The 15,138-nt window shown below is 72.3% G+C and carries 11 protein-coding genes and 2 pseudogenes; 12 read left to right on the top strand and 1 reads right to left on the bottom strand.

Annotated features, from left to right (window positions below):
• From allB to ACFVYN_RS40080, 7 genes and pseudogenes are all read left to right on the top strand, one after another.
• The coding region (allB, locus tag ACFVYN_RS40110; protein ID WP_390007601.1) for an allantoinase AllB at positions 1-1,099 on the top strand (1,099 nt) is incomplete at its 5' end.
• A 66-nt stretch (positions 1,100-1,165) separates the two neighbouring features.
• Positions 1,166-2,281: an allantoicase gene (gene alc, locus ACFVYN_RS40105; protein ID WP_390007599.1), complete on the top strand. Its 1,116-nt coding sequence runs from the start codon at positions 1,166-1,168 to the stop codon at positions 2,279-2,281.
• Positions 2,282-2,413: 132 nt separating this feature from the next.
• Positions 2,414-3,076 (top strand): annotated as a pseudogene (locus ACFVYN_RS40100) (transposase); the annotation flags it as partial.
• A gap of 197 nt (positions 3,077-3,273) precedes the next feature.
• Entirely contained in the window at positions 3,274-4,011 is a 738-nt protein-coding gene (locus tag ACFVYN_RS40095; RefSeq protein ID WP_390007598.1) for an IclR family transcriptional regulator, read from the top strand.
• 294 nt (positions 4,012-4,305) lie between these two features.
• The gene (locus ACFVYN_RS40090) at positions 4,306-5,565 is read left to right on the top strand and encodes a sensor histidine kinase (RefSeq protein WP_390007596.1); all 1,260 of its coding nucleotides are present in this window, start codon (positions 4,306-4,308) and stop codon (positions 5,563-5,565) included.
• Positions 5,566-5,693: 128 nt separating this feature from the next.
• Positions 5,694-6,383: a response regulator gene (locus tag ACFVYN_RS40085; protein WP_390007593.1), complete on the top strand. Its 690-nt coding sequence runs from the start codon at positions 5,694-5,696 to the stop codon at positions 6,381-6,383.
• Positions 6,384-6,422: 39 nt separating this feature from the next.
• Complete coding sequence (locus ACFVYN_RS40080) at positions 6,423-7,610, top strand: cytochrome P450 (RefSeq protein ID WP_390007591.1); 1,188 nt, start codon at positions 6,423-6,425, stop codon at positions 7,608-7,610.
• 144 nt (positions 7,611-7,754) lie between these two features.
• Here ACFVYN_RS40080 and ACFVYN_RS40075 read toward each other — a convergent pair whose 3' ends face one another.
• Complete coding sequence (locus ACFVYN_RS40075; protein ID WP_390007589.1) at positions 7,755-8,777, bottom strand: Gfo/Idh/MocA family oxidoreductase; 1,023 nt, start codon at positions 8,775-8,777, stop codon at positions 7,755-7,757.
• A 130-nt stretch (positions 8,778-8,907) separates the two neighbouring features.
• On the opposite strand from ACFVYN_RS40075, the gene ACFVYN_RS40070 reads away from it, so the two are divergent.
• From ACFVYN_RS40070 to ACFVYN_RS40050, 5 genes and pseudogenes are all read left to right on the top strand, one after another.
• Positions 8,908-9,645: a GntR family transcriptional regulator gene (locus tag ACFVYN_RS40070; RefSeq protein ID WP_390007588.1), complete on the top strand. Its 738-nt coding sequence runs from the start codon at positions 8,908-8,910 to the stop codon at positions 9,643-9,645.
• A gap of 117 nt (positions 9,646-9,762) precedes the next feature.
• Positions 9,763-10,911, top strand: a complete 1,149-nt coding sequence (locus tag ACFVYN_RS40065) for an ROK family glucokinase (RefSeq protein WP_390007587.1) — start codon at positions 9,763-9,765, stop codon at positions 10,909-10,911.
• Positions 10,908-11,492 carry a sugar kinase gene (locus ACFVYN_RS40060; protein WP_390007584.1) on the top strand — a complete coding sequence of 195 codons (585 nt, stop codon included), beginning with the start codon at positions 10,908-10,910 and terminating at the stop codon, positions 11,490-11,492. Before ACFVYN_RS40065 ends, ACFVYN_RS40060 begins: the two co-directional genes overlap by 4 nt.
• Positions 11,493-11,574: 82 nt before the next feature.
• Positions 11,575-14,442: an SNF2-related protein gene (locus ACFVYN_RS40055; RefSeq protein WP_390007583.1), complete on the top strand. Its 2,868-nt coding sequence runs from the start codon at positions 11,575-11,577 to the stop codon at positions 14,440-14,442.
• A 368-nt stretch (positions 14,443-14,810) separates the two neighbouring features.
• Positions 14,811-15,138 (top strand): annotated as a pseudogene (locus tag ACFVYN_RS40050) (hypothetical protein); the annotation flags it as partial.

Genomic DNA, 15,138 nt, shown 5'->3' with positions numbered 1-15,138 from the left:
GCGCGCGGCGGCGGCCGGCGGCATCACCACCCTCGTCGACATGCCGCTCAACTCCCTCCCGCCCACCACGACGGTCGACCACCTCCGCACCAAGCAGGAGGTCGCCGCCGACAAGGCCCACATCGACGTCGGCTTCTGGGGCGGCGCGCTGCCCGACAACGTCAAGGACCTGCGCCCGCTGCACGAGGCGGGCGTCTTCGGCTTCAAGGCGTTCCTGTCACCGTCCGGCGTGGACGAGTTCCCGCATCTCGACCAGGACGGGCTCGCCCGGTCGCTGGCCGAGATCGCCTCCTTCGGCGGGCTGCTGATCGTGCACGCCGAGGACCCGCACCACCTGGCGGCCGCCCCGCAGCAGGCCGGACCCCGGTACGCGGACTTTTTGGCGTCCCGTCCGCGCGACGCCGAGGACAGGGCGATCGCCCAACTCATCGCCCAGGCCAAGCGGTTGGACGCGCGCGTGCACGTGCTCCACCTGTCGTCGAGCGACGCGCTCCCGCTGATCGCCCGGGCGAAGGCGGACGGCGTCCGCATCACCGTCGAGACCTGCCCGCACTACCTCACCCTCACCGCCGAGGAAGTCCCGGACGGTGCCAGCGAGTTCAAGTGCTGCCCGCCCATCCGCGAGTCCGCCAACCAGGACCTGCTGTGGCAGGCGCTGGCCGACGGCACCATCGACTGCGTGGTCACCGACCACTCCCCGTCCACGGCCGACCTCAAGACGGACGACTTCGCCACCGCGTGGGGTGGCATCTCCGGCCTCCAGCTGAGCCTGGCGGCGGTCTGGACGGAGGCCCGCGGGCGCGGTCACTCGCTGGACGACGTGGTCCGCTGGATGTCCGCGCGGACAGCCGAGTTGGTGGGCCTGGACGCAAGCAAGGGCGCCATCGAGGCCGGCCATGACGCCGACTTCGCGGTCCTCGCGCCCGACGAGACCTTCACCGTGGACCCGGCGGCCCTCCAGCACCGCAACCGCGTCACGGCGTACGCGGGCAGGACCCTGTACGGCGTCGTGAAGTCGACCTGGCTGCGCGGCGAACGCATCGTGGCGGACGGGGAGTTCACGGCTCCCCAAGGCCAACTGCTCAGCCGTAGGCCCTGATCCGTAGGGGCCCAGATGCATAGGCCCTGATCACCCGCACCGGCAACTCCAGAAAGGCACATGGACGTGACGGCGATTCCCAGCTTCACCGGCGACGCGAACCCGTACGGAGGCGGTGACCCGTACGCGGACTACCGCACCGCCGACTTCCCCTTCACCCAGTACGCCGACCTCGCCGCACGGACACTCGGCGCCGGAGTCATCGCCGCCAACGACGAGTTCTTCGCCCAGCGCGAGAACCTGCTGATGCCCGGGCGGGCCGAGTTCGACCCCGAGCACTTCGGGCACAAGGGCAAGATCATGGACGGCTGGGAGACGCGGCGCCGCCGGGGCGCCTCGGCCGAGCACCCCTGGCCGACGGCCGAGGACCACGACTGGGCGCTGGTGCGGCTCGGCGCGCCCGGTGTGATCCGGGGGATCGTGGTCGACACGGCCCACTTCCGGGGGAACTACCCGCAGGCGGTCTCGGTCGAGGGCACGTCCGTGGCCGGCTCCCCGTCCCCGGCGGAACTGCTGGGCGACGACGTGAAGTGGACGACCCTGGTCCCGCGGACGCCGGTCGGCGGTCACGCCGCGAACGGCTTCCCGGTGTCACTGGAACAGCGCTTCACCCACCTGCGGGTCAACCAGCACCCCGACGGCGGCATCGCCCGCCTGCGCGTGTACGGCGAGGTCGTCCCGGACCCCGCATGGCTGGAGGTCCTCGGCACCTTCGACGTGGTCGCCCTGGAGAACGGCGGCCAGGCGGAGGACGCGTCCAACCTCTTCTACTCGCCTGCGTCCAACACCATCCAGCCGGGACGCTCCCGCAAGATGGACGACGGCTGGGAGACCCGCCGCCGCCGTGACCAGGGGAACGACTGGATCCGCTACCGGCTGGTGGCCCAGTCCCAGATCCGCGCGGTCGAGATCGACACGGCGTATCTGAAGGGGAACAGCGCGGGCTGGGCGTCGGTGTCGGTCCGCGACGGCGAGGACGGCGACTGGCACGAAATCCTCCCCCGCACGCGCCTCCAGCCCGACACGAACCACCGCTTCGTGCTGCCGGCCCCGGCGGTGGGCACCCACGCGCGCGTGGACATCTTCCCGGACGGGGGGATCTCGCGCCTGCGGCTGTTCGGCTCGCTGACGGAGAACGGCGCGGCGGCGCTGTCGGCGAGGCACCAGGAGCTGGGCGGCTGAGGCGGTCCCCCGGGGGACGACTTCCCCCGGGGGTAGGAGGACACCGTTGGCGAATCTCGGGCTGAACGTGACGTCGGTTCTTATGACCCGTTGTGGTCGTGAGAGCCGACGTTGTGTTTGGGGAGGGCGTCGGTGTCGTTGCACGCAAGAAAGACCGACGGAGTTCCGGAGGAGACGGCCCGGGTGGCACGGGCTGCGTTTCCGAAGGGCAGCCTGGCCATGCGGATCCGTGACGAACTGGGTGAGCTGTTCCTGGACGAGGACTTCGCCGGGCTGTACCCGAGCAGGGGGAAGCTAGCGTGGTCGCCCGGCAGGCTGGCCCTCGTCTCGGTCATGCAGTTCGCCGAGGGTCTCTCTGACCGGCAGGCCGCGGACGCGGTGCGCGGGCGGCTGGACTGGAAGTACCTGCTGGGTTTGGAGCTGTCCGATCCAGGGTTCGATCACTCGGTGCTCACCGAGTTCAGAGACCGGCTGATCGCTGGGAACGCCGGAATCGAGCTTCTGCACCGGGTCCTTCAGGCCGCTGCGGAGCACAGCTTGCTCAAGGCTGGCGGCCGTGCGCGCACGGGGCTGAGACTACTTGAAGCCGTGTATGCGCCCGACGCCCCTGCATCCCTATGGTCACTCGGCCGGGTCCAGACCCTTCGGCAGATGTGGATCCAGCAGTACTTCGTCGACAACGGACAAGTCCATCGCCGGGATCTCAAGGACCGCCCGCCGGGCGCGGAGCGGTTGGTCACGCCCTACGACACTGACGCGCGGGGCAGCGTGAAGCGCGGCATGTTCTGGGACGGCTGTGCGAGAAGCCCTGCTTGCCGAAGTACCAGACCAGCAGCGCGACCGTGTTGCCGTGGGGGGAGCGATGCGTGGGGGCCGGCCGGTACGGCCGCTGATGCGGCGCTCACTACGAACGCGGCCTCGATCACCACCCTGACCCGAGCTATCCACAATGTCAAACAATCGGGCTCCTAAATCTGCTATAGTTCAACATTATGGAATCTGAGACGTCATCCGGCCGCGTGCTCCAGTCCGTGCAGAGGGCCTTCGACCTGCTGGAACGCATCGCGACGCACCCCGAAGGCGCCCGCTTGAGCGAACTCGCCGACGGCGCCGGCCTGAACCGCAGCACCGCCCACAATCTGCTCGCCTCCCTCGAAGGACTCGGCTACATCACCCAGGACAAGAAAGGTGCCGCCTACCGGCTGACCGGCAAGCTCAACCGCCTGCTGCGCCTGGACGCCGAGGCAGAACACGCACTGCGCGCCCGCATCCGGCCCGTGCTCAAGAACGTGAGCCAGGCATCGGGCGAGTCCACGTTCCTCGCCTTCGCCACCGGCACCGACTACCTGTGCGTGGACGCCGTGCAGTCGGACCAGCCCCTGCACCTCGCCGTCCGGCCCGGCGAGCGAAAGCCACTGATCGGCGAGGCGCTCGGCCACGCCCTGCTCGCAGCCGACGCCGACCTCGCCCACCTGGTCCGCGCCGACGACCCGGACCGGTGGGAACGCCACGCACAGGAGATCGCCGACGCGGAACGCCGCGGCTTCGCCCTCGACCTGGACAGCCAGCAGGCAGGCATCTCGTGCGTCGCCGTCGCGGTCACCCCACGTGCCGCGATCGCCGTTGCCGGGCCCACCGCCCGCCTACCCGAATCACGCCTCGTCACGATCGGCCGGAAGATCCGCGAGGCACTGGACAAAGTGCGACCGGTCAACCAGGAATGGCTGTGACCCCGAACCACTGAAAGCGGAAAGCCGGCGCATGTGAGAGCGGAGAGCGCGCCGGCCCCACGGTGCGATCAGTCCGGTGGTCTGGGCCCGAGCCCGAGTCCAGCACTCGTGCTGCGGCGACCGCAGCCCAGGCGCTGGCCCAGACCCGGCGGATGGAGTCCAGGGCGCGCGCCTGCCGTCGTACTCCCGAAGCATCGGACCTACGACGCCGTCCGCGCCGAAAGTCTGCGGTGCCGCGACTTTGGTCGCCGATCCCCGTCGGGGGAGGCGTCCTGGGCCCCTCACTGCGTAGATTTGTCGACCGTGAGCGGTGACGAGACGGTACCCGGATCCCCGGCCTTCCCCGGCCGGCGCTGGCTGATGCCGTCCGCGGTGATCCATGAGTTCGACTCCGCCGACGCGCGGCCTGGACGGCGGCCCCGGCGCACCGCGCGCGACTGGATCGTCGACTTCTCCTGCTTCCTCCTGGCCGTCCTCATCGGCCTGACCGCCGCGGACGCGGTGGGCGACAACCCGCAGGTGTCACACACCGCGGCCACCCTCGACCAGCTGCTCGGCGCGGTCGCCTGCGCCGCCGTATGGCTGCGCCGCCGCCGGCCGCTGGGCCTCGCCCTCGGCACCATCCCGCTCGGCCTCCTCTCGGACACCGCCGGCGGCGCCTGCATGATCGCCGTCTTCACCCTCGCCGTACACCGCCCCTTCCGGTACGTCGCCTGGGTGGGCGGCATCAACATCGCCATGATCCCGCTCACCTACCGGCTGCGGCCCGACGCGGACCTGCCCTACCTCGTCTCCGTCGTCCTCACCGTGGTGCTGATCGCCGCGATCGTCGGCTGGGGCCTGCTGGTGCGGGCCAAACGGCAGCTCATGTTCAGCCTGCGCGACCGCGCCCGGCGCGCCGAGACCGAGGCGCGGTTGCGGGCCGAGCAGGCCCAGCGGCTCGCCCGGGAGGCCATCGCGCGCGAGATGCACGACGTCCTCGCGCACCGGCTGACCCTGCTCAGCGTCCACGCGGGAGCCCTGGAGTTCCGGCCGGACGCGCCCCAGGAGGAGGTCGCGCGGGCGGCCGGGGTCATCAGGGAGAGCGCGCACGAGGCGCTCCAGGACCTGCGGGAGATCATCGGCGTGCTGCGGGCCGCGGACCATGACGACACGGGCCGCCCCCAGCCGACCCTCGCCGCGCTCGACACACTGGTCGCCGAGTCCCGTGAGGCCGGCATGAAGGTCATCCTCGACAGCCGGGTCACCGACCCCGCCGCCGTGCCCGCCTCCGTGGGCCGCACCGCCTACCGCATCGCCCAGGAGAGCCTCACCAACGCCCGCAAGCACGCCCCCGGCACGGACGTCACGGTCACCGTCACCGGCGGCCCGGGCGAGGGCCTCGTCGTGACTGCCCGGAACCCTCCGCCCGACGGTGAGGTGCCGCAGGTCCCCGGCTCGGGCCAGGGCCTGATCGGCCTCACCGAGCGCGCGACGCTCGCCGGGGGGCGGCTGGAGCACGGGGTGGAGAAGGACGGGGCGTTCGCGGTGCGGGCGTGGCTGCCGTGGGGGTGACGGTCCCAGGTGTCGTCCGTGGTGTCTTCGACGGTGTCGTCCCAGTGTCACCACTGGTGTCGTCAGTGGTGCAACTCGCCCGCCCGCAAGGGTGATTGCGCCCCGCCTCCGCGTGATTTCGTAGGCCCATGACTGTGATCAGACTGCTCCTGGTCGACGACGACCCCCTCGTGCGGGCCGGCCTGTCCCTGATGATGGGCGGGGCCGAGGACATCGAGATCGTCGGAGAGGCGGCGGACGGCACCGAGGTCGAGGCCGTCGTCGACCGGACCCGCCCCGACGTCGTCCTCATGGACATCAGGATGCCGGCGGTGGACGGCCTCACGGCCACGCAGCGGCTGCGCGCCCGGCCCGACGCCCCGCAGGTCGTCGTCCTGACCACCTTCCACGCAGACGAGCAGGTCCTGCGCGCCCTCCGCGCGGGCGCCGCCGGGTTCGTCCTCAAGGACACCCCGCCCGCCGAGATCCTCGCCGCGGTCCGCCGCGTCGCGGCCGGCGATCCCGTCCTGTCGCCCACCGTCACCCGCCAGCTGATGGACCACGCGGCCGGCACCGCCGCAGACACCCGGCGGACACGCGCGCGTGAGCGCGTCGCCGCCCTCAACGACCGCGAACGCGAGGTGGCCGTCGCCGTCGGCCAGGGCCTGTCCAACGCCGAGATCGCCGCCGCCCTCTACATGAGCGTCGCCACCGTCAAGACCCACGTCTCCCGCGTCCTGGCCAAACTCGACCTCAACAACAGGGTGCAGATCGCATTGTTGGCGTACGACGCGGGACTGCTGGAGCAGTCCGGGGAATCCGGGCGGGACGGGCACTAGGGGCGGGCGTCGGGCGTTGACGGGGTGAAGGGGGAACTCATGACCGACGCAGTGATCGATCTGGGGGAGTACGGCGACGCGTTCCGTGTCGATCCGCACCCCGTGTACGCCGAGTTGCGCGCACTCGCCCCCGTCCACCGGGTACGACCGCCGGGCTCCGACGCCGACTACTCGACCTGGCTCGTCGTCGGGCACGAGGAGGCGCGTGCGGCACTCGCCGATCCGAGACTGTCCAAGGACGGCCGCAGGATCGGCATGGTGTTCGACGACGAGGCGCTGATCGGCCGCCATCTGCTCAGCAGCGACCCGCCCGAGCACACCCGGCTGCGCGGCCTGGTCTCCCGCGCCTTCACCATGCGCCGCATCGAGCAACTGCGGCCCAGGATCCAGCAGATCACCGACGACCTCCTCGACGCGATGCTGCCGCACGGCCGCGCCGACCTGGTGCAGTACCTCGCCTACCCCCTGCCGATCACCGTGATCTGCGAGCTCCTCGGCGTACCCGAGATGGACCGCACCGAGTTCCGGAAGCTGTCCACGGAGGTCGTGGCACCCACCAGCCCGGAGAGCTCGTACGACGCCGTCCAGCGCCTCGGCGAGTACCTGACGGAGCTCATCGAGGACAAGCGGTGCGCCGGACCGAGCGACGACCTGCTCGGCGACCTCATCCGCACCACCGCCGAGGACGGCGACCGGCTCTCCCCGTCGGAACTGCGCGGCATGGCCTTCCTGCTGCTGATCGCCGGCCACGAGACCACGGTCAACCTCATCACCAACGGCGTGCACGCCCTGCTCACCCACCCGGACCAACTCGCCGCACTGCGCGCCGACATGACCCTCATCGACGGCGCGGTCGAGGAGACGCTGCGCTATGAGGGCCCGGTGGAGAACGCGACGTTCCGGTACGCCGCCGAGCCCCTGGAGATAGCGGGACGGGCCATCGCCAAGGGCGACCCGGTGATGATCTGTCTGAGCGCGGCCGACCGCGACGACTCCCGCTACCCGACCCCGGACCGCTTCGACATCCGCCGCGACCCCCGCGGCCATCTCGCGTTCGGCCACGGCATCCACTACTGCCTGGGCGCCCCGCTGGCCCGCCTGGAGGCCCGCACGGCGATCCGGACCCTCCTGGACCGCACCCCCGCCCTCGCTCTTGACGGACCCACGGGGGAGTGGCTGCCGGGGATGCTGATCAGGGGAGTGAGGAGTCTGCCGGTGCGGTGGTAGGCGGCCCGGTTCGGCCGGGGTGAGGTCAGCAGGGCGTTGCGGGGGTGAGGTCGGGTGGGGGTCACGGGGCACGGCCGGATGCGGTCCCCGGCCCGGATGCGGTCCCCGGAACTGACCAGGACGCGGTCCGACGGCGCAACGGGCTCAGAAAACTGCAGCGCTCGTGCCGCCGGGGAGTTCCGCCAGCCGTACGGCCCGGCGCTCGCGTCGGGACACCTCGCACGCCTCGGCGACCCTTAGCGCCTGCAACGCCTCGCGCCCGTCGCAGGGGTTCGCTCTCTCGCCCCGCACCACCTCGATGAACGCGTGCAGTTCCGCCTCGTAGGCCGGTCCGAACCGTTCCAGGAACCCCGTCCACGGCTTGTCCGCCGCCGGTGGCCCCGTCGGCTCGGTGGACGCGATCGGCGTGCGGTCGTCCAGGCCCACCACGACCTGGTCCAGCTCACCGGCGAGCTCCATGCGCACGTCGTACCCGGCGCCGTTCATCCGCGTGGCCGTGGCCGTGGCGAGCGTCCCGTCGTCGAGGGTGAGCACGGCCGCGGCGGTGTCGACGTCCCCCGCGGCCCGGAACATCGGCGGACCGGCGTCGGACCCCGCCGCGTACACGTCGACGATCTCGTGCCCGGTCACCCAGCGCAGGATGTCGAAGTCGTGGATCAGGGTGTCCCGGTACAGCCCGCCGGACAGCGGCAGCCACTCCGGCGGTGGCGGCGCCTGGTCGGAGGTGAGCGCCCGTACGGTGTGCAGCCGCCCGAGCCGCCCCGAGCGCACCGCCTCCCGCGCACCGGTGTAGCCCGCGTCGAAGCGGCGCTGGAAGCCCATCTGGAGAATCGTCCCGGCGGTCTCCACCTCGGCGATGGCCTGCAGCGTGCCGGGCAGGTCGAGCGTGATGGGCTTCTCGCAGAACACCGGCAGCCCCGAGCGCGCCGCCCGGCCGATCAGTTCCGCGTGGGCGGAGGTCGCCGTGGTGATGACCACCGCGTCCACGCCCCATTTGAAGATCTCGTCGACGCCGGGGGCAGCCGTCTCCCCCAGACGGTGCGCGAGCTCCTGGGCCCGTGCGCCGTCCGCGTCCGTGAGGATTAAGGAACCGACCTCCCGATGGCGGCTGAGCGTGTTCGCATGAATGGTGCCGATGCGGCCCGTCCCTATGACCCCGATGCGCATGTGAACAAAGTGTGGCCGCGCACCCCGCTCTGTCAATCCGTATGTCCGGACAATCTGACTACACGACTTCCCGTCAACAGCGCACGGAGCTACGCTCGGGCCCGTGCCGAAACCAGGAGTGGACCCGACCGTGACGCTCGAGCTCAGTGTGGACCGCAGCAGCCCGGTGCCCTTGTACTTCCAGCTGTCCCAGCAGTTGGAGGCCGCGATCGAGCACGGCACGCTCACCCCTGGCAGCCTGCTGGGCAACGAGATCGAGCTCGCCGCCCGGCTCGGCCTGTCCCGGCCCACCGTCCGCCAGGCCATCCAGTCGCTCGTCGACAAGGGCCTGCTCGTGCGCCGCCGCGGAGTCGGCACGCAGGTCGTGCACAGCCAGGTCAAGCGCCCGCTGGAGCTCAGCAGCCTCTACGACGACCTGGAGGCGGCCGGCCAGCGCCCCGCGACCAGGGTCCTCGTCAACACCGTCGTCTCCGCCACCGCCGAGATCGCCGCCGCGCTCGGCGTCACCGAGGGCAGCGACGTGCACCAGGTGGAACGCCTGCGCCTGGCCCACGGCGAGCCGATGGCGTACCTCTGCAACTACCTCCCCCCGGCCCTCCTCGACCTGGACACCGCCCAGCTGGAGGCCACCGGCCTGTACCGCATGATGCGCGCGGCGGGCATCACCCTGCACAGCGCCCGCCAGTCCATCGGTGCGAGGGCGGCCACGGCGGCGGAGGCGGAACGCCTGGCCGAGGAGGCGGGCGCCCCCCTCCTCACCATGCAGCGCGTCACCTTCGACGACACGGGCCGAGCGGTCGAGTACGGCACGCACACCTATCGCCCGACTCGCTACTCATTCGAATTCCAGCTACTGGTGCGCCCCTGAGGAGCGCGGGGGAACGGCGCGACCAGCCACATATCACCCGCACCCGGCACGACGCGCGCACTCCCCTTCGCTCCCCCGCACAGCACCCCTACAACGGGTGAGGCAGAATCGGGGCCGATGAGCACCTACGGCAACTTCACCGCCCCCATAGGCTCCCGCCGCGCCCCCGCCCTGCGGACCGTCGGCACGAGGGAACGCCGCTCACACCTGACCGCACCGCGCGTGCCGACGGTGGGCATCGACATCGGCGGCACCAAGGTCATGGCGGGTGTCGTCGACGCCGACGGCAACATCCTGGAGAAGGTCCGCACCGAGACGCCGGACAAGTCCAAGAGCCCCAAGGTCGTCGAGGACACCATCGTCGAACTGGTCCTGGACCTGTCCGACCGTCACGACGTGCACGCGGTGGGCATCGGCGCGGCCGGCTGGGTCGACGCCGACCGCAACCGCGTCCTGTTCGCCCCCCACCTGTCCTGGCGCAACGAACCGCTCCGCGACCGCATCGCCGGCCGCCTCGCGGTCCCCGTCCTGGTGGACAACGACGCCAACACCGCCGCCTGGGCCGAGTGGCGCTTCGGCGCGGGCCGTGGCGAGGACCACCTCGTCATGATCACGCTCGGCACCGGCATCGGCGGCGCGATCCTGGAGGACGGCCAGGTCAAGCGCGGCAAGTACGGCGTCGCCGGCGAGTTCGGCCACATGCAGGTCGTCCCCGGCGGACACCGCTGCCCGTGCGGCAACCGCGGCTGCTGGGAGCAGTACAGCTCCGGCAACGCGCTGGTCAGGGAGGCCAGGGAGCTGGCCGCGGCCGACTCCCCGGTGGCGTACGGGATCATCGAGCACGTCAAGGGCAACATCGGCGACATCACCGGCCCGATGATCACCGAGCTGGCCCGCGAGGGCGACGCGATGTGCATCGAGCTGCTCCAGGACATCGGCCAGTGGCTCGGCGTCGGCATCGCCAACCTCGCGGCCGCCCTCGACCCGTCCTGCTTCGTCATCGGCGGCGGTGTCAGCGCGGCCGACGACCTGCTGATCGGCCCCGCGCGGGACGCCTTCAAGCGCCAGCTCACCGGCCGCGGCTACCGCCCCGAGGCCCGCATCGCGCGCGCCCAGCTGGGCCCCGAGGCCGGCATGGTCGGCGCCGCGGACCTCGCCCGCCTGGTCGCCCGCCGCTTCCGGCGCGCCAACCGGCGCCGGGTGGAGCGGCACGAGCGCTACGAACGGTACGTGGAGGCCCGCCGTACGTCCCGGGACACCGCATGACGGCATCCCTGCCGCACCAGGCCTCGGCGCCTCCCGACGAACCGGAGCGTCCCCCCGAGGACCGCCGCCACATGATCCGCCGCAGGGCGATCACGCTGCTCATCATCGGCCTGCTCATCGGCGTCCCGGCCGGCTACCTGGTGATCTCCGCCAACCAGAGCCGGGACAGCGGCAAGGACAAGGAGGCGAAGTACTCCGCGACGGGCCTCACGCCCGACTGGCCGTCCAAGGTCCAGCGCCGCCTCTACCAGGTGCCGGTCCCGCACCCCGCCGACCTGGTCGCCTCCTACGAGACCAACAACTGGAAGACCAGCCGCCTCTACGTCCAGTTCCGGACGACCGACGCCGGCCTGGACGCCTTCCTCACCGCCATGGACGTCAGCCGCGCCCAGCTGAAGAAGGGCGACATCACCATCAGCGAGCGCGACCAGAAGGTCAGCGGCTGGAAGTTCGACGGCCCGCGCTCCTGGTGGGGGCTGACCCACTCGCAGAAGGACCCGGCGCCCACCCAGGACGTCATGGTCAACCTGACCGTGCCGAACGCCCCGAAGGTGTACGTCGTCTCGCGCACGGTCCCCTGACACGGTCGCCGGAGCCGATTGTCAGACCCCGCCCGTACAGTCGAAGACGAGTGAGCCGACATGCGGGCGGGAGGTGGGACGTATGAGCGACAGGGCCATGGTGGCCGAGCGCGGGGGCGAGCGGAAGGACGCGGCCGTCCCCGTCCGGCTCGCCGCCGTCTTCCTGCCCGCGCCCCTTCCCCGAGAGGGCCGGATCGCGTTCTGGGACCCCGAGGGCGCGCCCCTGCCGGCCGAGAGCCCCGACGCCGACACCGCGTCCCTGGAGCGCACCCAGCTCACCGTCGTACGACCGCACGGAGCCGCCGTCCGGCGCCGGACCGCTCCCGCCCTCTCGCTCCCGGTCGACGAGGCCCTGCCGCTGCTTGTCCGGGCCCGGCGCGACCCCGCCGCCCACCCCGCCACCGCCTGCTGGGGCGCGGCCGCCCTGCACGCGCTGCGGCTGGCCGCCCGCGGCCGTCTGCTGCCCGGACTCACCGCCACCGGCCACGACGCCTGGCGGGCCGGCCCCCTGGACCCGGACGACATCGCCCACCTCCGCGCGGTCGCGGCCGCCCTGCCCCACGAGGGCCACGCCGTCCCGCTGCCCGGCCCCGGCCCGCTCCGGCTGCCGGAACCCGAAGCCCTGATGCGCTCCTTCCTGGACGCGGTCGCCGACACCCTGCCCCGCACCCCCGCGGCTCCCTACGCCTCCGGCAAGCCCTTCGCGGCCCGCGCGCCACAGCGGCTGCCGCACGCCCAGGACTGGGCCGCCGAAGTCGCCGCCGGCATGGACGCGGGCGTGCGGATCTCACTCCGCCTGGACCTGTCGGCGGACAACCTGTTCGACGCCGACGCCGAGGGTGCGCGCAGCGCGGGCGCTGCGATCGTCCAGGTGCACAGCCTCGCCGACTCGACCCTGGTGACCGACGCGGCGGCCCTGTGGGCGGGGGACGCCGGCACCGTCTTCGGACCACGCGCACGCGTGGACGCGGCCCTCGCCGTGCGGCGCGCCGCACGGGTCTGGCCGCCCCTGGACCGGCTCTCCGAGCAGGACGTACCCGACGTACTGGCCCTGTCCGACGAGGAGTTGGGCGACCTGCTCGGCGTGGCCGCGACCCGGCTCGCGGCGGCCGGAGTGGCGGTGCACTGGCCGCGGGACCTGGCGCAGGACCTCACCGCGGCCGCGGTCGTACGACCCGCCCCGGGCTCGGCGACCGACGGCACCGGCTTCTTCGAGAGCGACGAACTCCTCCAGTTCCGCTGGCAGTTGGCGCTCGGCGGCGACCCGCTCAGCGAGGCCGAGATGGACGCGCTGGCCGAGGCCCACCGCCCCGTCGTACGCCTCAGGGACCAGTGGGTGCTGGTCGACCCCGCCCTCGTCCGCAAGGCCCGCAAACGCGAACTGGGCCTGCTCGACCCGGTCGACGCGCTCTCCGTGGCCCTGACCGGCAGCGCGGAGGTCGACGGCGAGACGGTGGAGGCGGTCCCGGTGGGCGCGCTCGCCGCCCTGCGCGACCGCCTGACGACCGGAGTGCACCCCGCCGAACCGCCCGCGGGTCTGCATGCCACCCTCCGCGACTACCAACTCCGCGGCCTGGCCTGGCTGGACCTCATGACCTCCCTCGGCCTCGGCGGCTGCCTCGCCGACGACATGGGACTCGGCAAGACGATCACCCTCATCGCCCTGCATCTGCGCCGGGCGCGCCGCGAGCCGACCCTCGTCGTGTGCCCCGCCTCGCTCCTGGGCAACTGGCAGCGGGAGATCACCCGGTTCGCGCCCGGTGTCCCCGTCCGCCGCTTCCACGGCACCGACCGCAGCCTGGACGGCCTCGACGGCGGCTTCGTCCTCACCACCTACGGCACCATGCGCGCGGCGGCGACGCGACTGGCCGAACAGCGCTGGGGCATGGTCGTCGCGGACGAGGCCCAGCACGTGAAGAACCCGTACTCGGCCACCGCGAAGGCCCTGCGCACGATCCCCTCGCCCGCGCGCGTGGCCCTGACCGGCACACCCGTCGAGAACAACCTCTCGGAGCTCTGGGCCCTGCTCGACTGGACCACCCCCGGACTCCTCGGCCCCCTGAAGTCCTTCCGCGCCCGGCACGCACGCGCGGTGGAGAACGGCGAGGACCAGGAGGCGGTGACCAGACTGGCGAGGCTCGTCCGGCCCTTTCTCCTGCGCCGCAAGAAGTCCGACCCGGGCATCGTCCCCGAACTGCCGCCCAAGACGGAGACGGACCATCCGGTCCCGCTCACCCGTGAACAGGCCTCGCTGTACGAGGCGGTGGTGCGAGAGTCGCTGCTGGCGATCGAGACGGCACAGGGCATCGCGCGCAGGGGCCTGGTGCTGAAGTTGCTGGGCGCGCTGAAGCAGATCTGCGACCATCCCGCGCTGTACCTGAAGGAGGAGGTCCCGCCGACGGCCGGCGAGCGCCTGGTCGCCCGCTCCGGCAAACTGGCCCTGCTGGACGAGCTGTTGGACACCCTCCTTGCGGAGGACGGCTCGGCCCTCGTCTTCACCCAGTACGTGGGCATGGCCCGCCTCATCGCCGCCCACCTCGCCGCCCGCGCGGTCCCGGTGGACCTGCTGCACGGAGGCACGCCGGTGGCGGAGCGGGAACGCATGGTGGACCGTTTCCAGAGCGGTGCGATCCCGGTCCTGGTGCTGTCGCTCAAGGCGGCGGGCACCGGCCTCAACCTTACCCGCGCGGGCCATGTCGTCCACTTCGACCGCTGGTGGAACCCGGCCGTCGAGGAACAGGCCACCGACCGTGCCTACCGCATCGGCCAGACCCAGCCCGTCCAGGTCCACCGCCTGATCACCGAGGGCACCGTGGAGGACCGTATCGCCGAGATGCTGGAATCCAAGCGCGCCCTCGCCGACGCGATCCTCGGCTCCGGGGAGTCCGCCCTCACAGAACTCACCGACCGCGAACTGACCGACCTGGTCTCCCTCAGGAGGTCCTCATGACCCCGGGCCCCGCGGACGAGGCCCGCCGAGCCCTGCGGGCGGCGCGAGAGCGTGCGGCCAGGGAGACGACGGGGGAGGCGGACGGGGAGAGGGCCGACGGGGCGAGCACAGGGAAGGCGCAGGAGGGAAACTCCGCGGCGGGGGATGCGGGGGGCTTCGTGGCGGAGGGGGGCGGCCAAGGCGTGGGGGAGGCCGGCGAAGGCGTGGGGGAGGCCGGCGATTCTGTGCCGGCGGATGCCGGTGGCTCCGCGGCTGAAGGGGATGCTGAAGGGGATGGAGACACGGATCGCCTCGCCGAGGCGGCTCCGCCGGCTGCGGACGCCCGCGACGCCGCGTCCGCGGGGCGTTCCGGCGCACGCCCTGGGGACGTGGCACGCGAAGCGTTGCGTGAGGCCCGCAGGAGGCGGGCGGAGGCCGAGACCGCGGAAGCGGAGACCGCCCTCGCGCGCCGGTCGCGCAGGACCGCGCCGACCGCTTCCCCGGATCGGAAGAACCGCAACCGGACACCGAGTCCGACCGCCGGCGCCCGGGCGCGTGACGTGCGGGAGTTGCTGGCCGACGTCTTCCGGATGCCCGACGACGACGCGACCCGGCCGGGGGAGGAGCGTGCGGACAACAGCCTTACGCAGCAAGGTAGTTCCCTCCCCGGGATCCACGCTCCTGACGGCGGTGACGGCCAAGCTCCCACCGTGACGG

Origin of the sequence: Streptomyces sp. NPDC058307 (genome assembly GCF_042880295.1) — a bacterium.
Lineage (GTDB): Bacteria > Actinomycetota > Actinomycetes > Streptomycetales > Streptomycetaceae > Streptomyces.
Note: the sequence above shows the minus strand (reverse complement) of the source record. Positions and strands in the feature narration are given on the sequence as shown.